The 21958-nt window shown below is 43.3% G+C and carries 7 protein-coding genes and 1 tRNA gene; 6 read left to right on the top strand and 2 right to left on the bottom strand.

Translation table 11 applies throughout. The features are described 5' to 3' along the window. Positions 1 to 122: 122 nt before the first annotated feature. From ACEQ81_RS03060 to ACEQ81_RS03035, 6 genes are all read left to right on the top strand, one after another. Positions 123 to 2384, top strand: a complete 2262-nt coding sequence (locus tag ACEQ81_RS03060; protein ID WP_411029373.1) for a gliding motility-associated C-terminal domain-containing protein — start codon at positions 123 to 125, stop codon at positions 2382 to 2384. A gap of 39 nt (positions 2385 to 2423) precedes the next feature. Then, complete coding sequence (locus ACEQ81_RS03055; protein ID WP_411029372.1) at positions 2424 to 4559, top strand: type IX secretion system membrane protein PorP/SprF; 2136 nt, start codon at positions 2424 to 2426, stop codon at positions 4557 to 4559. Further along, a complete protein-coding gene (locus ACEQ81_RS03050; protein WP_411029371.1) occupies positions 4559 to 18958 on the top strand; it encodes a T9SS type B sorting domain-containing protein in 14400 nt (4799 codons plus the stop codon). The genes ACEQ81_RS03055 and ACEQ81_RS03050 overlap by 1 nt, the downstream gene beginning before the upstream one ends. Positions 18959 to 18979: 21 nt before the next feature. Then, on the top strand, positions 18980 to 19924 hold the full coding sequence (locus ACEQ81_RS03045; protein ID WP_411029370.1) for a type IX secretion system membrane protein PorP/SprF: 945 nt from the start codon (positions 18980 to 18982) through the stop codon (positions 19922 to 19924). 48 nt (positions 19925 to 19972) lie between these two features. Then, positions 19973 to 20329 (top strand): dihydroneopterin aldolase, encoded by a 357-nt coding sequence (gene folB, locus ACEQ81_RS03040; RefSeq protein WP_411029369.1) that lies wholly within the window; start codon positions 19973 to 19975, stop codon positions 20327 to 20329. Positions 20330 to 20431: 102 nt separating this feature from the next. Continuing rightward, positions 20432 to 20502: transfer RNA gene (locus ACEQ81_RS03035), tRNA-Cys, on the top strand. Between the two features lie 54 nt (positions 20503 to 20556). On the opposite strand, the gene ACEQ81_RS03030 is transcribed toward ACEQ81_RS03035, so the two are convergent. Further along, positions 20557 to 21225, bottom strand: coding sequence for a LysE family translocator (locus ACEQ81_RS03030; protein ID WP_411029368.1), 669 nt, complete (start codon positions 21223 to 21225; stop codon positions 20557 to 20559). 18 nt (positions 21226 to 21243) lie between these two features. Further along, positions 21244 to 21924 (bottom strand): head GIN domain-containing protein, encoded by a 681-nt coding sequence (locus ACEQ81_RS03025; RefSeq protein WP_411030364.1) that lies wholly within the window; start codon positions 21922 to 21924, stop codon positions 21244 to 21246. Positions 21925 to 21958: the final 34 nt, after the last annotated feature.

The raw sequence follows: 21958 nt of genomic DNA, 5'->3' as shown, positions 1-21958 counted from the left end.
TGTAAATCAAAGGCATTGAAAAATTATAACAGCATAAAACGATTTACAGCTCAACTGGAACCAAAAGTTTCAGTACCCAAATCAGGCCGTAAGACGGCAGAGAAACGAAAATACGACCACTTATGAAACTAAATCTATTTTGCAACATTCGATTTCTGTTTTTGGCACTCGTGCTATTGGGATCGGAACAGCTAATGGCACAGAACCTGGATGCACCGGTTCCTGCGCCAAATCAGAACCCACCAGTCGGTAGTTCACCATGGACGGCGGCTTGTGCCTCAGCATCGTTTAACAACTACTGGGTTAATTTTACTTGGGCCCCACCCCTTGTAAACGGTGATAATGAATTTATTTTGGAACTATCCAATGCCAGCGGATCTTTTGCAAACCCAACAGAGCTTGCCAGAGCGGGGGATAAAAACACCAATTTCGACTTCTTTTTCGAGTTTAATCTACCTACGGATACTAGGGGCGAAGGTTATCTTATGCGCGTGCGGAGTACTAGTCCGGCAGTTACCGGGCCATCTTCAGCGGCGTTCTCCATGTATTATATCGATTTTGATTCGCCCTTACTGATCAGTCAGAACGGCAGTGGCACCATACCTCCGGGAGGTACCATAGAAGTGTGTAATGGAAACTCCATAACCCTATCTCCACATAATATTCCCAACCCAAATACCTATCAGTATAATTGGTTTCGAAGCGGAACTCCGCTCTCTGAAAAAAGCGCGTCTTTAACGGTGAACCAAGCGGGTATGTATTTGGTTGAAGTAGATTATGGTTCTTGTTCCGGATCCGCAAACACCTTATCGAACACTATAGAAATAACTGCTGGCACTAGTTTGGGCGTGGCCATTAATCCACCGGCCAAAACAGCCCTATGTAGCGGAGAAACACAAAATCTTGAAGCTAACATTAACAATGGTAGTCTTACTTATACTTGGTACAAGGATGGTGTTTCCATTCCTTCTTCCAACAATTATATCTATACCGTAGATGCCTCTGTAGCAGGTTTTGAAGGTGATTATCAGGTAGAGATCGATGGTCCCGGAACTTGTTTGGAGCGGTCCACGGCAGTTGCCATAACCAATGCCGGAAGCTTTACCGTTACACGCAACAATGCGGCCAACGTTGTGGTTTTACCAGGACAAACCCAAAATTTAAGTGTAACTACAGATGCTTCGTCACCAACATATCAATGGTACAGAGATGGTAATCCTATCGGGGGCGCCACTTCCAACAGCATAACCGTAGCAGAAACAGAAACCGGATCTTATTTTGCACGTGTTTCATTAAGTGGAAGCGGACCTTGTTCCTCCACATCTATTGATTCGGAGGCTACCACTGTTGTTACCCCAGCTTCTTTTGAGCTAATCGTAGATTACAATACCACATATTCTGCTTGTCAAAATACAGATGTTGTCTTGGCCATAAGCACAATAAACGCGGTAGCTGCGGATAATAGTAGAACAGATGTTACTACCGACCTACTTTCCACTTTTACATATCAATGGAAAAAGGACGGTATAAATATTGGCGGTGCCACCTCTAGCAATATAAGCCTAACGGGCCCTTCAGAAAATGGCAGCTATGAGGTAGATGGAACTTTAAGCGCTTATAATGCCACGTCTAACAGCTTACCCGTTCAACTACGGGTTAATATAGATATTAGCATTTCCAGTACAAGTTTAACGTATTGCCCGGGGGGAGATCCTGTAACACTAAGTTCGGTATTAGATCTTAGTGGAGAAAGCTATGAATGGCAACGCGATGGCGCCACCATTAGTACCACAGACGCAACGTTTACAGTGGATGCCACAGGAACATACCGATTGGTAGTTTCAAGGGGAGGTTGTGATATCAACTCGAATGAATTGGTTATCGCACCTTTTGACGCTTCCCAAATAACACTGGATAGTCCGGACAATGTAGTTTTCCCAGAAGGAAGTTCTAGAACCGTTACCGCTTCTGGTGGTACTGCTTACTCCTGGTTTGATGAAAACAACAGTCTCTTAAGCAGCACGGAATCCGTAACCTTCACAGAAGAAGGAAATTACCTGCTTGTTGCCAATATAGATGCTTGTGAAGTTACCAGACCGCTGACCGTTGTATACCTAGATACTTTTAGGGTACCCAATGTAATTACGGTAAACGGTGATGGTATCAACGATCTATGGATAATACCAAATAGTTATTCCAACAATCCAGATGTCAATGTAATTATATACAACGATCAAGGAGAAGAAGTTTTAAATCAATTTGATTATCAAAATAACTGGCCCCAGTCATCCGTGGCTTTTCAAAAACAGAACATGGTGTTTTTCTACAAAATTAGGAACGCCACCGAAGTCTTGAAACAGGGGACAATAACCATTATACGCTAACTAAAGATGTTGAGGAAAGGATTTATATATTGTTTGTTTATGTTCATCGTAGGGCAGGCGGCCGTCCACGCACAAGAAGACACGCCCTTTATTGCTTATGATGTTCCTGCACAGAACCTGTTGAAGTTCAACCGTTTTCTGATCAACCCTACTTTTTCTACAGTAAGGGAAAATAACTCATATGTAAATCTTTTTCACAGAAACCAGTCGGTATCTTTCGACGATAACAACCAAACCTATTTCCTTAGCTATAGCGGTAGAATAAATGATAGAACAGGTTTGGGTCTAAGCCTTTATACCCAACGAGAAGGTCTAATAACCAACTTTGGGGTATTGGCCAACTATGCTTACGGCATAAAGCTTAGCGACAAGAGCAACTTCACCTTCGGAGCCAACATTTCTTACTACAACAGTGGTTTTGATGAAAGCAGGGCCAACCCAGTAGAGGACGATCCTTTATTAAACGGGTTTCAGGACAGTAACCTTTTGTCTTTCCAACCGGGTTTTAACCTGTCTTATGGCAATTTCGACTTTGGTGTTTTTGCTGAAAATCTTTTCGATTATAACCTTAAGACCAGTGAGTCCGTTACGGAATTCAATGAGAAAACCTTTTCCAGTCATTTGCAATATACCCATCGGTTTGAAAATGCCAGTGGTATTTTGGAAGAAGGGCGCATTATGCCTTTGGCACGTGTAAGGAAAGTAGGTGAGAACGATATTGTCCTAGGTGGTAATCTTATTTTTGATTTACCAAAACTAGGGTGGGTGCAAGCCGGTTACGATGATTTTTACGGCGCCTCGGCCGGTATTGGATTTAATCTCAATCGCAGGCTTTCCCTGGGTTATACCATGGAAAAAGGGCTCTCCAATAACTTCGACAATTTTGGGGTAACGCACGAAATTTCCTTTGCCTATTCCTTTACGCCAAACCTTACGGAAGATAGGGTAATGTTAGAGGAAGATGCCGATGATCTGGTTGAAAACCAAGACCAAGAAGAAGATGCTACCCTAGCCTCAAAGGATGAGGAAATTGAAAAACTAAAACAGCGTTTAGAAGAAAACGATGCCATTTTGGCCGAGCTAATGTTCCGCCAAGATTCTATGGAAACCAATCGTCAGAACGATTTGGAGCGAAGGTTCGAAATGGTGATGCGCATGGTACGTAACGAAACCAACGGTGGGAGACCAGACCTCGAGGAAAAAGCCAAGCAAATGTACTTTCTTAATAACGATAAAAGTGCAGACAATACAGAATTGGCATTGGAAGACACCAATTCGCCGAGCAATAAGCAGGCGGTGGAGGCTACCCTATCGGATAATTATGACACCGCCACAGCGGAGAATACCATTATTAAAAACCCAATTGAACCAATTGGTATAAAAAACACCGATAAGGTTAAACAAATAGTTACGGCCAATCGAAAGGAAACCAGAACTTATCCCACATCCAAGAGGGATGTCACAGCTATTGACGACTTTGCTCAAGAAGCAAAACGGAATAACGTAAAAGGCAGAAAGTTTAGAAACCTAGATGGAGTAACCGACGGTTATTATGTGGTTGCCAATGTATACAAGGGTGAACACTACCTCAACAAATTTATGAATGGTCTTGAAGCAAAAGGCTTAAACCCCAACTATATAGACAACACAAAAAATGGTTTAAAATATGTTTACTTGGAGCGATATGATACGTGGAAAGAAGCTTTGGCCGCGCACAAATCCAAAGTAAACGGCACTTATGATGGTGAGGTTTGGATCATGAACGTTGAAAACCGCTACACCAATGAGGCCTATGTTGATAATGTAAATAAAATAAAGGAGAAATCCTCCAAATACGATGCTAACGTTTTGCAGAAAAACGTAGTAGTAAAAGATAAAGTAGCCGCTAACACCCCAACGGCAAAAAATTACAATATTGATGGTCAGGCATCCGGTTATTACATCATAGCCAATGTATTTGCCAGCGCCAGAAATGCAAACCGATTTGTTAAACTGCTAAATTCTCAGGGACTTAGCGCCAGTTATTTTATAAATCCCAAAAATAATTGGCGGTACGTTTATTTAAAGAAACATGGTTCTTGGAATAACGCATTAATTTCATACTACACCAAACTGAATGACGCGTATGACGACGAAATGTGGATCATGCGCGTTACCCCTAACCTGCTTACTTAATGAAACCAAAAACCCCATCTAAAAAACAAAAACTCTTATCTTTTTTACTTTTTACCTTCGGCGCCCTCCTCACTGTTAGTGCCCAGGTAGCAGTACCCTTTTCCCCTCGTTTGCCCGGGAATAATATAAAGGTAAAAGGAGATCTTACACTGTTGTCCAACAATATCTTGAATACAAGGATTGTTGGCCCCTCACAGCACAACAATGCGGCCCATGGAAACAATGCGCCTTGGGATCCCAACATTGCATACCATAACGGAAACGCCAACAACCAAAGGTTGCCAATGGCCTATATCGATATTGATGGCGACCCTACCACCTTTAGTTCCAGTAGCGCCAGCCTTAATGCACCATCATGTTCCAGGGTTATTTATGCAGGTTTGTACTGGGGTGGTACCTATCCGTTTAATGAAGGCAACTCATTTGGCAACAGTAATAGTAATGACCCGTTGCCGCATCCAGGGGATTCTCATCCCCCAAACGACTTAAACAGGGATCAGCCTTACGAAAGCGTAAAGTTTAAAGTCCCGGGAGGCGCTTACGTAGATATTGGACCGGGAAGTCCGGCCATTTACGAGTACCAAAAAATTTATGACAAAGATGGTGATCTAGATGGTGATGGCAACACAGATCCAGGGCTTGCCGATGTAGATTTAATTCACTCACCATACCTTAATTATGCCAACGTAACCCATCTTTTGGCGGCTTTGGACGACAACCCAAATGGAGAGTATACTGCAGCCAATATTGTAGGTACTTTAGAGCGAAAAAGAGGAGGTAACCTAGCGGGTTGGACCATGGTCGTCATTTACGAAAACCCGAACTCCACAAGTAAATATATTTCCACTTTTGATGGTTTAACCGCCATCTCCAATGGAAACAGTGCAACCTTCGGATACAACGGTTTTAGAACCCTACCTACAGGTCTTCCCGTACGCGCCAGAATAGGTGTTTCCGCAATGGAAGGTGATAGAAACTTTATAGGGCCCCAGTTACAGTTTAAAGCCAATAGTACACCTGTTGGTGCAACTCCCGATGGGGGTTTTACCAAATTGTCTACTACCCTAAATCCTGTGGACAACTTCTTCAACAGTACCATTACGGACAACGATGCCTATGTTACCACAAGGAACCCCGCCGGGGAAAATACCTTGGGTTGGGATACTGATATTTTTGAACTAGATAACCCGGCAAACAGCGTGTTGCCCAATGATGAGACGGGCGCAGAGGTAAAAATACTCTTACTGAATGGTAGTGGTGACATTACCTATTTATTTCTCAACACAATTAGTGTAGATATTATTGAGCCTTCAATAATCCTCGAAAAAAGAGTAGAGGACATTGCAGGAAACGATATTACGGGAATGGGTGTAAACTTGGGTCAGACCCTAGATTATGTCCTGTCTTTCCGAAATAGGGGTAATGATGACGCCCTTAACTATACCATTAGGGACGTATTGCCGGTAAATACCGACTTCATCAGCGTAGATGTCGATGGGGCTCCCGGCGTAACCCATGTTTTTAATGCTGGCGACAATTCCGTAACCTTTACAGTACCCAACGATTTAATTCAGGAAAACGACCCGGCCTACGAAATACGGTTGCGGGTAAAAGTAGCCGAAAATTGCTTCGATTTTGTAGACGCCTGTACCGATCTTATTGAAAATATCGCTTTTTCAACGTATACGGGAACCTTAAATACATCCCCCATTACAAATGACCCCAGTGTATCTAGCTTAAGCACCTGTGGTCTACCCATACCTGGTGCTACCAACTTCTTGTTAGACGACCTAACTGCATGTAACTTTACACGTACGGTACAATTATGTGGTGCCAATGTTGTGCTCGATGCGGGTGATGGTTTTGACGGTTATACCTGGACAGACGGTGGTGGAAATGTAATTAACGATGGAGATCCCGATAGTGATCCCAGTACTCTTTTGGTAGATACCCCAGGAACCTATACCGTAAACAAGCAAGTGGCGGACCCATGCAAGGATTTTAACGAAATTATTATCGTAGAATTTTTTGGGTTAACACAAACAAATCCTATTTCCGCGCTCATTAACGATACTACCAATACCGTTGAGGGAGAAGTAGTTACCTGTCCCAACGATGGAGAAGAACTACCCAATATATTCCTTTGCGGATTAAACGATACCGAACTCATTCAAATAAACATACCCGATGCGGATAGTATAGAATGGGAACAATTGGATGAGGCAAGTTGTACTGCTTCGGTGGCAGATTGTGCCAACAAAAATTTAACCTGTACATGGAACAATGTGGGGGCAGGAAGTGACTTTGTCGCTTCCGATGCCGGCCAATACCGTGTAGTGATCAACTACCAAAATGGTTGTGCTACCCGCTTTTATTTTAACATATTTAAAAATCCATTAGACCCTCAATACACGTCTTCAGATCTTATTTGTAACACTTTGGGTAATATCACCGTAACCAATATGCCAATTGATTACGAATACCAGCTTTTAGATGCTACCACAGGTAATGTTTTGGTACCATATGCCAATAACAACGGCCCTAGCTTTACATTGGCAAGTAATGGTATCTACACTGTTGAAATGCGTCAGCAAGGCGTAGTGGACGGGTGTGTTTTTAGATTGGAAGACCTAGGGATTAGAACAAGGGATTTTCAGGTTGATGTAACCTCAAAAGACACCGATTGTATTGGTCTCGGAGAGATCTCCATTTCTGTCCTCGATGTACAACCACAGTACTACTATGAGATTTCCCAAGGCGGAACTACAGTAGATACTTTTGGCCCATCAACCGACAATAACTACACCTTCGAAAATCTAAACGACGGGCTTTATGATATCCTGGTAACCACCGATGATGGGTGTAACTTTACTAGTCAGGTAACCATTAACGATATAACCGATCTTGCCTTGGATGCAAGAATATCACAGCATATTACCTGCAGAGAAGGAAATATACAGCTAGATGCTATCGGTGGATCTACTCCCTACTCCTATGCCATATGGTCCTTTGTTGATCCTGGGGGAACCACTGTTATTTCATACCCGACGATAAATGACATACCTGCATCCGCCTACCAGACAAGTGTTATTTTTGATATACTAAATCCCGGAGACTACACCTTTGTTGTTGTGGACAGAAACAATTGTTCAGCAATTTCCAACCCGGTAACCATAGTTTTAGAGCCTTCTGTGGTATACACTACCAGTTTTACGGATGAAACCTGTTTTGGTGCCGCCGATGGTACAGCAACATATAACATTACATCTGCCAATGGATACAAGGTAGACTATACATTAACTTTCCCCGATACTTCAACCATTTCTAACTCATCAGGAGTTTTTACAGGTCTTCCGCAAGGAGATTATACCATAACCTTAACCCAAAGCAAAGGTCCTGTTTCTTGTGATTTTGTTGAAACCTTTACCATAGGTGGCCCTGCCAATGGAATTTCTGCTACAGCTGCAATTATAGATCAATATACCTGCTTGCAGAATGGTAGCGTTGAAGCGCAAAATGTCACTGGCGGCACCCCGCCATATGAATATAGTATAGACGGTGTAAACTTTGCATCGGGGCCTGGAGCGGAAACTTTCGGTAACCTTACCGATGGTACTTACACCATAACGGTACGCGATGACAACGGTTGTACCTTTCCTACAAATACCGTAACCCTAGATCCGTTAAATCCGCCGAGCGACCTTACTTTTGGAGCAACAGTTCCAACCTGCCCAGCATTAACATCGAACGTAACGGTATCCGTAGTAGGGGGCAACACTCCTTTTATTTTTGAAATCACAGCACCTGCCGCAAGTGCAATAAACAATGGTAACGACCCTCTTTTTATAGGTTTGGCACCAGGAACATATACCTTTAGTGTAACTGACGATAAAGGATGTACCTATAACGAAAGTTATACGATTGCCCCTGTTTCGCCCATAAACGTAGTAGGACAATTGACAAACAATATTACCTGCTTTGCCGATACCGATGGTGCCGTACTATTTACAGTTTCCGGATTCAACACAAGCTACGATTACACTGTTACAGGACCATCGGCATTCAATGGTGTTGCGGAAACGAACGCTACGATACCACTTACCGGTTTGGACGATGGTATCTACAATATTACGGTTACCGATAACGATACCAATTGTACCGACACTGCTTCGGTAACTGTGGAAGCGCCTCCTGCCGCCTTAACCTTAGCCGCGGCCGAAACGCAACCTACTTGTGTTGCGGATGGCAGTGTAGTACTTACAGCTGCCAACGGATGGGGAGGTTATGATTATAGCCTTACTTATCCGGATGCTACGGTGGTTAACAATACTACAGGGAACTTCGCTGGACTAAGCCTTGGAGGCACGTACAACGCATCTGTTACGGATGCCAACGGCTGTGTGGTTGCCACCTCCTTTGTGCTAAACACCGCTGTAGCTCCCGTACTGGCCATTGTACCAAACGATAATTGTTACTTGAGCGCCAACGGTCTTACCCTCACTGCCAATGTGGTTTCTGGCGGGGACGGCAATTATGAATACAGTCTAAATGGTGGTGTTTACACTGCTACAAATGTTTTCACGGGCTTAACCCCGGGAATACATACCATCACCGTAAGGGATGGTAACTCATGTACGGATACAGATTCAATTACGATAAACCCAGAACTGACCGTTACCGCAAGTGCAGGCAATATTCCTGCTTGTGGTACGGGTACTGATATAACCGTTACCGCCGCAGGTGGAGATGGTAATTTTGTGTATGCCGTTGTAGGAAACGGGGTTACCCCAAATGCTGGCGATTTCAATATTACCAACCCACGTACGGTTACCGGTGCGGGCGATTATGATATTTATGTAAGGGACAATAGCGGAAATGCCGGTTATTGTGAGGCCTCTTTTGACCTCAACGTTGCACAAGATGCCCCTGTGGCGATCAATGTTGTAAACACGCCTATTCTGTGTAGTGGTGCAGCTCAATCTACGCTGACCATTACTGCAAGTGGAGGAGAAGCTCCTTTTGAATATAGTATAGACAATGGTGCCAATTACCAATCATCAGACACCTTTGTTAATTTACCAGCGGGGAGTTATAATATTCGCGTACGCGATACAAATAACTGCCCAATTACCCAGATATACACTATTACAGAGCCCTTTACGCTATCAGCCTCTGCGGCGGTTACCGAATTGGTGGAATGTAATCCCTCTGCCGGAGCCGAAGTACGTATAACAAACGCTCAAGGAGGTACTTCGCCCTACGAATATAGTTTTGATGGAGGCAGTAATTATGGCCCAACTGCCATTGGTTTTTTACTTGCCGGAACCCATACTGTTTTTATTAGGGATGCCAACAATTGTACCTTTCCAATGACCGTTGTCGTTGACCCACAACCCACGGCACCGAACCTTAGCGCTGCCATAGTCTATGAATGCGATGGTGAAGGCACCATTACCATTACTCCCGATAGTCCGGCTTTTGATTACACTTACGAAATAGATGCTACGCCCAACACACCCAACACCTCAAACGTATTTAGTAATGTAGCCGTAGGAAGCCATACCATTACCGTTAATTATGTGAGCAACACAACTCCTGCCCCTAGCAATTTATTGGTAGAAAACTTTGGGTCTGGTGTAAATACCAGTATTTCAGAGGTAGATCCCGCGTATTGCTACGAACCTCAAGATGGGAGTGCAAGTCTATGCGGTTTTGGTACCAACACAAGGATACAAGACGGCGAATATTCCGTTACACAACTTATTGCAAACCCATACAGCACCTGGTTGAGCCCTAATGATCATACCGGGATACCAAATGGTAGGTTCTTGGCCATGAACGTAGGTGGGGTAGTAGGCCCCAATGGCATTATTTATGCCAAAAGAAATATTGAAGTGCTTCCCAACAGGGATATTACCATTTCACTTTGGGCATTTAACCTGTTGCGCAGCGGAACTGGTGGTGCAGACCCGGATATCAACATTACTTTAGTAGATGGTGGTGGATCCGTAATTGCCAATACAACAACAGGCAACGTACCAAAGAACAATGGTGCCAACGACTGGCAAAACTATACGGTGACCTTAAATCCTGGTGCCAATACAAATCTCGATATTGTTATCCGAACCAATTCTGCAGTAACCGGTGGTAACGATATTGCCATAGACGACATACAGGCTTTCCAAATACCTCAAGTTTGTGCTTCCTCGGTCACTATTGATGTGCAAATTGAAGACGGACATGCTTTTGACGCCAATATTACCAATTTTACAAACGCAAGCTGTAATACTGTTTCTGACGGTACCATAACTTTTGAAGTAGATAACTTTGATGCAGTAAACGGTTTTGTCTATACGGTAAACGGAGGAGCGCCTTCCGCTCCACAAACCGCTTCGCCCATAGTGCTCAATGCACTCGCGGCCGGTGTTTATAATATTGTAGTAACCGATGTGCTGGACAACAGCTGTTCGGTGAATCTATCGGAAACAATTACCGAACCTACACCCGTAGTAGCGACTGCAAGTATGACAGAGGCATTTACCTGCAACAACACTGGGGCAACAATAACAGCCAGTACTACCGGTGGAACACCTATATATCTATATCAATTGGAAACAAGTGGTGGGGCTGTAGTTAGGCCTTACCAGACCAACGCCGTGTTTACCAATGTAGCGGCGGGTAATTATATCGTACGGGCCAGGGATAATAACTTATGTGAAGATCCTATTGATGCCACTATAAACATAGCCGCACCGGCCAATCCAACATTTACAACAACACCGACCGCTTGTTATAGCGGTGCAAATGATGGTACAATCCTAGTGGACGTAACTTCCCTTCCAGGAAATGGAGGTTTCCAGTTTAGCATCAACGGAGGTCCATGGATAACCCCAACGCCGGCAACTGCAACAAGCCATACTTTTCAAAACTTGGCAAACGGAACATACACCATTGATGTTAAAGACCAGTTCGGTTGTCCGGGCGTACAACAATCCGTAACCCTAAATCCAAATCTTACCGCAACAATAGCGGTAACGGATATCAGTTCTTGTGCAGATGGCGATATTACAGTAACCGCAACTGGCGGCGATGCATCTTATGAATATGCCTTTGTGGCCACCACTACAGATCCTACCGGATTTTTCGGTGCTAGCAGTTCTTTTACTGTAACTACTGGAAATGATGGTGTTTACGATGTCTATGTCAGGGACAATGCTGCTGTTGTTCCATATTGCGAATACGTAGAGACTGTAACGGTAAACCCTGCTGTACCACTAACCTATACGTCAACACCCACGGACCCCGAATGTTTTAACGGAACGGGTTCTATTGCAGTAAATATAACCTCTGGCGAAAGCCCATATACCATACAGATCATTGATTTGGACAATGGGGGAGCTTCTAACCAGACCAATACCAACGTAGTTGCCACCACCCAAACCTATTTCAATTTGGCGCCGGGCAACTATACAATAAATGTAACTGACGCCAATGGATGTCTTGTTACCGATACCCCGATAACGATAAACAATCCCGAGGAGCTAACTGCAGACATTGGTGGCGAAACACCAGCAGATTGTACAGGCGACCCTGATGATTTTGGTTTTAAGTTTACCAACTATCCCTCTACATTGGGTACCATACAATTTAGTGCTGATGGTGGAGCAACTTGGATCGGTGACAATAGTGTTCCGGGCACTTCGGATATTTTTACCGGATACAACTCTGGCGATATCGTAAATCCTTCGCTAAGAACGGTAGATGGTTCTAACAATACGGTTTGTATTACCCATATGCCGCCTTTCGTTATTCCATACCCATTGGATGATTTGGACATTACCGTTTTTGCGGTGGTGGTAAACTGTAATGAATTGCAAGTAACCGTACAAGGTAGCCAAGGTTCACCAGACTATCAGTACACTTATTCGGACGACCCTGCCAATTTTGATCCCAATGCGCCTATAAATCCATGGACCACTCCTGCCAAAGGTGCTTCAGATCCGCATACTTTTACTGGTCTGGTGCCGGGTAGAACCTATGTGTTCTATGTGCGCGATAATGCTACCTGTGTGCGCCAGTCCAGCGTAAATGTAAATATTCTAATTACGGTTCCTTTAGAGATTACCACTGCCTACACACCAACATGTGCAGGGGCAAGTAACGGTACTTTAACCTATACCGTTACTGATAACCAAGCGCCTTTTGGAAACGAATTTAGGTGGGAAGTATTTGACATGAGCACTGGCGTCCCAGTATCGGTTACGAACAGTGGTGGAAACGTACCTTATGTTTCTCCTGCAACCGTTTCATTGACCGGATTGCCAACAGGAAACTACTTCATAGAGGTTACCGAAGTGGACGGTGGAGCGGACAGCTGTGTCGGTGCTACCGAGAATCAGTTTTTGGAAGAGCTTAATCCTATTACCGGAACCCCAGCAGTTTTGGCAGATATTACGTGTGCCAACCCGGGTCTTGTAGAGATCAACTCCATATTCGGAGGCGGAGGCACATATACCTATACGTTATCTAGCCCTAATTTTACTGGAGATATTGTAACTACGGACAACCCTGTTGAGGTGCCAATTTCACAATTGGTAGATGCTACCATATCACCTACCAACATAACCGTTACGGTAGCGGACCAATATGGTTGTGGAGCTTCTTTGGGAACAATTCCTATTAATGTATCCCAAAACCCAACTATTGATAATATCGCAGTTGCCAATTGTGCCGTTCCTTTGGGCATTACCATTACGGCCAATAACGGTCTTGCGCCATATTTATACTCAATAGACGGAGGAACAACTTATTTGAACAATGGCGGCATATTCAGTAATGTTACCGCAGGCACCTATAATGTATCGATTATAGACAGCAATGGGTGTACCGATACCAGTACGGTTGAGGTGTATCCTGTATTAACTGCGGACGTATCCCTCACCAAGCTATTGGATTGTTCCGTTTCCCCAAATGCGGAAATAACAATAAACGTAACCGCTGGTTCTCTAGATTACGATTATGAGATAACCGATGGTACAGGCACCGTTGTGGCCAAAACCGCACTGCCTAGCAACCCATATACCTTCTTGGCACCTATCGCCGAGAACTATGTCATTACCATTTATGACAATAATACAACGCCCGCTTGTAATAGGGTATTCCCAATTACAGTGCCAGCGGCCATTCAACCAATATTTACGCATACGTTTACAGATGTTAGCTGTAACGGTGCGGATGATGGCACCATTTCCCTCTTCCAAACAGATAATGGCATTAACCCATTAACATATAGTATTTCTCCTGTAGCTGGCAATTTTATAGCTGCCACCAATACGTATGAAGATTTACCGCCAAACACCTACACCGTTACCGCTACCGGTACAAACGGCTGTACTACGGATATTGCCGGAATAATAATTGGCGAGCCTAATGCCATTGCGGTTCCAGATGTGGCAGTAGTAGACTTTAGTTGTTCTGCAGGAAATAATCCGGACAATGCCACCATTACCATTGACGACACCACTATAACGGGAGGAAGCGGCACCTATGTAATCTATGAATTCTACAATGACCAAGGTACTGCACCTACGGGTGATGATGTCCTTGTTCAGTCTGGTTCTAACACAGTATACACTGAGACCAATGTAGCTGGTGGCACCTATATCGTTTATGTTTATGACGACAACGGTTGTGTAGGTTCTACAACAGCAACTATTACTATTCTTCCATATGACGAACTATTGACAGCAACGGCAGCCATAACAAATGCCACAAGCTGTAGCCCTGGATTGGATGGTGAAATAACCATCACCGTTACGTCCACAAACAGCGATACCTCAAAATTTGAGTACAGCATCAACAACGGTACAACTTATCAGGCTTCAAATGTATTTGGAGGGCTAGATGTTGGTACGCACAACTTCTTGATAAGACATGTAGACACCGGTTGTATAATAACTACTTCAGAAACAATAGTGGATCCAAACACGTTCACCATAGACGTGCAAAAAATTGATGATGTAGTCTGTTTTGGAACTGCTACCGGAGAGGTAACCTTTGAATTGTTGGACGCTACCTACGGAGGTGGCTTCGACTGGGAAATCTTTGATACCAACGGAACCTTGGTAGATTTAACCGATGATATCTCTATAAATACGGGAACGGAAGCGGCTTTTGGACCAACTGCAGGAATAAACTTGCCGGCAGGAAGTTACTATGTGGCCATTTCACAGACCAACAACCCGCAGTGTGTAAACACAGAAGCGTTTAGTATAAACGGCCCGTCGGCGGCAATTACAGGCAACACACTAATAGAACCTATTACCTGTGCTGGCAACGATGGTGTTATCGAAATTACGACTGTCCTTGGCGGATGGGGTGGTTATACCTACTTTGTGGGAACCGCAGCTCCTGCCGGCCCAGGAGATTACCTTGCCAATCCAAGATTTGAGAATCTTGCCGTAGGCACCTATGAGGCTTGGGTGTTGGACAGCGAAGGATGTCAGCATATGGTACAAAACGGTCTAGCTTTTGCAGATCCAATTGCCATTACAGCTACCTTGCAGATTAATCAAGAAAACTGTACCAACTTACAAGGAGAACTTGAAGTGGTGGGTACCACTGGTGGACAAAACAGCAACTTTACCTATCAATTGATAAAAGATGGTGTAGATTTTGGCGCGCCACAAAACACCACAACGTTTAGTGGTTTGGGTGCCGGCAGCTATCAGGTCCGTATCAGCGACCAATGGTCTTGTGCAACCGTAATTGGTACGGAAGTGTTGTTTGAGGAAATGAACCTTACCGCTACCGTGGTTAAACCTATAGATTGTACAGTAAATCCTGGAGGAGAAATAACGATTACCGTAAATGGTGGGTCGGCCAATTTAGACTTTGAGGTTACCTTCCCAGATGGCTTTACTATCGTAAATAATGCTACCGGGATCTTTACCGGACTTACGCAGCCAGGAACCTATAGCTTTCTAGTTACCGATCAGGATACTACAACACCAATATGTGCAAAAACCATTACCGAAGTCTTGGATACACCAACACTGGTTACCTTCGACCCTCCTACCAGAACACACGTTTCTTGTAACGGTGGTTCGGACGGATCCGTAGTTGTAAACCTTGTGCCCACGGCGGCAGGAATAAATGACAACCCAATTTACACCTATACGCTTTATGACGCCGTTGGTACAACAGTTGTACAGCCAACGCAAAACAATCCAGATTTTTCAGGACTTTCGGCTGCCTTTTATCAGGTAGAAGTAGCGTCCTCTAGAGGATGTTTGAACAGACAGACCTTTGAAATCACCGAGCCTGCAGCGCTTACCGTAAGCGCAACGGCAACACCTTTTGATTGTAATGCAAGTAATGTTGCCAATACTTCCACGGTTACCATAACTGCCGGAGGCGGAACAGGACCTTATCTTTATAGTTTGGACAATGTTAATTTCCAAACATCGAATACCTTTGAGGTTATAGATACTGGGCTTGCCCAGAATATTACGGCCTACGTCACGGACGATAATAACTGTGCAAATACATTTGCAATTCCAACTATTCAACCGCTTAACGTATTCAATGCTGTAGTTTCCTTGGCCACCGCCATAACATGTGCAGGGCCAGAAGAAGTTACCATTGCTGTAACGGACAATGCCAATCCTGCAAATGCATATACCTTTGAACTGTTGCCTTTAGGAAATCCTAACGGTAATGAGATGCCAACGGCTTTAAACACAACTACTCAATTTGAGCTTAATGCCGTAGGAAGCTATGTTTTTAGAGTTACAGATACCGCTACGGGTTGTTATGTGGACACTGCGCCCTATACTATCGCTCCTTTTGATTTGGTAGCGGTACAGGCAACGGCGACCACTGCTGTTACTTGTTTTGGTGACACCAACGGTGCGTTGGAAATAAACGTTACCGGATATACCGGCGCCTATACGTATGAAGTGTTTACGGCCGCAGGTGTAACAACGGGTATCACAGGAGCTGGCAATACCACAACAAACCCGTCTCCCCCTATCAGTGGGCTTTCTGGAGGCAACTATTTTGTTAGACTTACGGAAACGGCCAATCCATTATGTAGAGAAAATTCTAATGTGGTTACCATAATTTCTCCTGATATAGCACTTACGGCTACAACAAACGAGGTTGCCAATGTAACCTGTACCAATGATCAAGGAGAAATATTGGTAGACCCTGTAGGTGGATATCCTCCCTATGATATTGTGTTGACGAACACAACAACGACCCAGGTTTATAATGCCACGGATGTGCTGAGCAATCTGTTTACAGGCCTTGCAGCGGGCAACTATACCGTAGCAATTACCGATGATGGTGGATGTGTTTTCAACGATACCGAAACTTTGATACAGCCAACATCAATTAGTGCGGGTATCTCACCAGATGTGGTCCTTAGCTGCTTCGGCGATACCAATGCCTCCGTATCGGCAATCAATGTTCTTGGTGGTCAGGGACCTGGTAATTATCAGTACCAATTAAACTATTATGATGCCGCAGGTGCCGCAATACTGTTTACAAGTGGTGCTCAGACGAGTGATACCTTCGACAATCTAGGTGCCGGTATTTATAGCATTACCATTACCGATGGGTGGAACTGTGGGATAGAGACCCCATTACGTGCTACCGTTAGCGAGCCCAATGAAGTTTCCAGTACATTGGTTCAGACCAGTCCATTGACATGTACCACGGATGCTACCTTATTACTGACCGCAACAGGTGGTAATGGCGCACCCTATCAGTTTAGTGCGGACAATATAACGTTTACACCAATGGCTGGTGGCAATACACACACATTCAATATTGCAGCGGGCAATGAAGGTGTTTATCAATATTATGTAATAGATGCCTTGGGTTGCGAGACCATGATATCAAATCAGGTTTCCGTTGATGTAGTGCCAATGCTCGATATGGTAATTGATGAAAGTGCGGCCATAATAAACTGTACCGGAGAAGCAACCGCAACTATTACGGCAACTGCTATCGGAGGGTTAGGAAACTATTCTTATGAATTGTTCTCCGACGCCGCATTGACCAACCTATTGGTCGGACCACAAGCGTCCGGGACTTTCGGTACATTGATAGCTGGAAGCTATTACATACGCGTAACCAGTGTAGATTGTATTGATGTTTCCCACGAAATCATAATTACGGACCCCGCTCCGTTGCAGATCGATAGACAAGAGTTTACGGATGTTACTTGTGCCGGACAGGCAGATGGTACCATAACCGTTGAGGTTTCTGGCGGAACCGGCAACATCTTGTATGCAATTACGCCAAACCTCAATCAATTTGATACCGAAAATGTGTTCACCGATCTAGGGCCGGGCGTTTATGACGTCATTGCACAGGATGAAAACGGATGTTTTATTCCGTTGCAGTTTACCCTCATTGAACCCGCTCCGATAGATGCTTCCTTTACAGCCTTGCCAGAAGTATGTTTTGGTAGCGAGGATGGTTCTATAGATGTAGTTATTTCTGGAGGAACTGCTCCATATAGAACAAGTCTAAACACTAATAATGATGCTGATTTTGTTCAGGATAGAACATCTTTTACAAATCTTGCAGCGGGGACTTATGTAATCTTCATTAAGGATGCCCAAGACTGTGAGGCTAACCTAATTGTAGAGATAGACCCTGGTGTAAACCTAAATGCTACAGTGGTGCCTGTTTACGAATGTACGGGAGATACTACAAACAATTACGTCAATATCACCTTGGAAGACGATTCTGTCCTAGGGTCTGTAATGTATGCCTTGGATTCTACAGATCCTCTAGACATGCAATTGAATCCAGATTTTAGGGACACTGCACCGGGTAGTCATTATATAGCTATCTCCCATGCAAACGGGTGTGTGTTTACGGTTGATTTTGACATAACCGCTTTTGAACCGTTAACCTTGAGTTTGGAGCAAAACAACATCAATGAGATTACTGCAATCGCTACAGGAGGTTTGGAAGAATATACCTTTATCTTCGACGATGAGGACAATGGCCCCAACAATACCTATATCATTCGCAGAACGGATACCTATACCGTGCGGGTAATAGACCAAAATGGATGCGAGGCAACAGCCGAAATATTCATGGAATTTATTGATATCGAAATCCCTAATTTCTTTACGCCTGATGGTGATGGATTAAATGATTTGTGGGTTCCACAGAACCTAGAAGCATTCCCAGAGATACTAACCATCATATTTGACCGTTATGGTAGGGAGGTCTACAGAATGGGTCAGAACGATCCAGGATGGGAAGGTCTTTACCATAACACTGAGTTGCCCACTGGTGATTATTGGTATATTATAAAGCTCAATGGAGAAGAAGACGACAGAGAGTTTGTAGGACATTTTACCCTATATCGATAAAAAACTTAACCTAAAAAGACTATGCGTATTAAACTAATAACCGTTGCGCTCCTAGTAAGCACCTTGGCCTCATGGGGCCAAGAGCTTACCATACCGCAGCTTTCACAATACCTGGCGGACAATCCCTTTGTTATGTCGCCTACCTACGCTGGTATTGGTGATCATGTAAAAATTAGGATCAATGGGCTTACACAATGGGTGGGTATAGAGGATGCCCCAGATACCCAGTCCTTGGCAGCAGATGCAAGGGTTGGCAACCGGTCCGGTATAGGAATGCTCCTATACAATGATAGCAATGGTGAGACTAAACAAAGGGGAGCCCGTGCATCTTTTGCACACCATCTTACTCTGGACAGGTATGACGATGAATTTCTTTCTTTTGGGATATCGTATAACTTTAATCAATTTAGAATAGATATAGAAAACTTTAGTGCCATAGATCCAAGTGTAACCGATGATAGGGCTACTACAAATCATAATTTTGATGTGGGCTTACTTTATAGAAAAGATAAATTCTATTTTAGTTTAAATGCCTCTAACCTATTAGGAAAGGATTTGGCCAAGTTTAATCCTGTCTTTGAGCCCAATACGCTCAGAAACTATTTTATTTATACAGGCTATCGTTACAAAAAGAACAAGAACAGTGATTTGGAAATAGAACCCTCGGTGTTCTTCCAACTTTTTGAAAGTGATGGCAGGTCTGTAACCGATGTAAACGTAAAGTTTAGATGGTACGACTTTGAAGATTACTACTATGCGGGGGTCACCTATCGTTTTCTTAACGATCAAATTGGGGATCCACTCTATATAGCACCTATAATAGGCCTAAAAAAGAACAATTTCTATTTTGGGTATTCCTATCAAGTCATTCTCAACGAAATATTAGGCTATAGTACCGGTACCCATGTGGTTACCTTGGGAGTAGATCTTTTCCAAGGACTAAGTAACTGTAGATGTATGTACTAATTTCATAGGAATGGGTTAAGTTTGTATTTGTAAAAACTTGATTTTTCCGTGGGAAACGTAGCAGTTACTAACATAAAGGTGTATGCCTATCATGGTTGTTTGCCTCAAGAAACCCTTATCGGCAGCGACTATAGGGTAGATGTGGAAGTAGGGGCCGACCTCACCAAGGCTGCTGTTTCTGATAACCTATCGGATACGGTAGATTATGTACAAATCAATGCCATTGTTAAAGAAGAGATGAAAATACCCTCCAAGCTTTTGGAGCATGTGGCCAAAAGGATATTGGACAGGATTTTTTCCGAAATTTCCATGGTAAATACAGTAAGCGTTTCAGTAGCAAAGATTAACCCTCCAATAGGAGGGGATGTAGAAAGTGTTTCCATCAAATTAACAGCCCACAGATAAACCAATATAATAACAAAAGAAGCGTAAAATCTTTGCAATAAAAACTAGTGTTCCTATTAGGTGTGTTAGAATTAATTTTTTGTAAATTTGCGTTCTCAAAACGGCATCGTGGCCGAGTGGCTAGGCACAGCTCTGCAAAAGCTTGTACAGCGGTTCGAATCCGCTCGATGCCTCAACAAAAAACCCATCTGTTAAGGATGGGTTTTTATTTTCCAATAATATCCGTACTATTCTTTTTCCTTAATAAGTTCTATACCTTTCTCTAGACTTAGCTTATCCTTAGGCAAAAATCCTTTAGTTATCAATACCAACCCACAGATAATAAGTAGTACTCCCAAACCCTTTTTTACAAAGTATATCCTTTTTTGTGTAAGCTTTCTTCTTAATTGTTTCGCTAAAAGAATTTTGAACAGGTCGGTTATAAAATATGCCCCCAGCATTGTTGCAAAAAAGATTTTTATGCGGTAAGGGTCGTTGTCCAAACTAGGTCCTACAACAATGATTACCCCAAGCCAAAAGACAAGAACACCAATATTTATGAAGTTCAACAAAAAACCCTTTCCCAACAAGCTTAGATAATCGCCTTTGGTCACTTTTAACTTTAAGGTTTCGGTAGGTTGTTTTTTAATAAATGTGGTAATTCCGTAGACCAGCAAGATGACCCCTCCAAAAACATAAAGTCCTGGCTGATTGCTTAGATTTTCCAACAACTGATAACTACTGAAATACGCAATGGTAATAAACAGCACATCCGCCACAATAACGCCAAGATTAAAACATATGGCAGCTCTAAATCCTTTTATGGCACTAGTCTCCAAGAGTACAAAAAAAACGGGCCCAATTATAAAACTTAATAAAAAACCCAGCGGAATTGCCGCCTGTACATCTTCTAACATGGTATTGCTATTCTCGTATTACATTCTTTTGATCTTGCCTCCAAAAACAGTTTTCTCGTCCATTTTTGTAGGGTTGCCATAAACCAATACCTCACCACCTGCCTTTACTGTAGCCTTTACGTAATCTGTGGCATAAACCTCGGCGCTAGAACCTGCATTGACGCTGATCGTTGTAAATTTTGTTTTAAATTCCTTGCCTTTGTAGTCTCCTCCTGTGTTAATGGCAACATCTTGGTTATCTGAAAATCCGGTAGTGGTTATCAATCCACCTGTTATGGCCTTTATCAATAATTGCTCTACTTGGGCATTGATGGCCAATTCTCCTCCTTCTTGCGCTTTTAACTCCAGTACGTCTTGTTTTATCAACTGCTCAGAAGTTATTCGAGCATCTTCGTTAACGTCTATCACTAATAATTCATCTGTGTGATAAAGTGTTATAAAGGTACGGTAACCACTGAATAGCTTATCAATCTGCATTCGCAGCTTTAGTACGCCATTATTGTTAACAATAGCCACCTTTTGCGTGTTGGCACCGGTAATAACCGCTCTGTTCACATCCGATTTTATCAACTTGATAGATAGACCATCAAACCCCTTGACCTGCGAAAAGTTTTGCAACTCCTGGGTAATTTTTTCTTCCTGCGCGGTCGCTACCTGAAATCCGGATATCAATACTATTAAAAAAAGTATCTTTTTCATCATTTCAAACTCAGTTTTTAGGTGTTTCGCGTTA

The organism is Spongiimicrobium sp. 3-5, from assembly GCF_046557915.1.
Classification (GTDB): Bacteria; Bacteroidota; Bacteroidia; order Flavobacteriales; family Flavobacteriaceae; genus JBHEBG01.
Note: the sequence above shows the minus strand (reverse complement) of the source record. Positions and strands in the feature narration are given on the sequence as shown.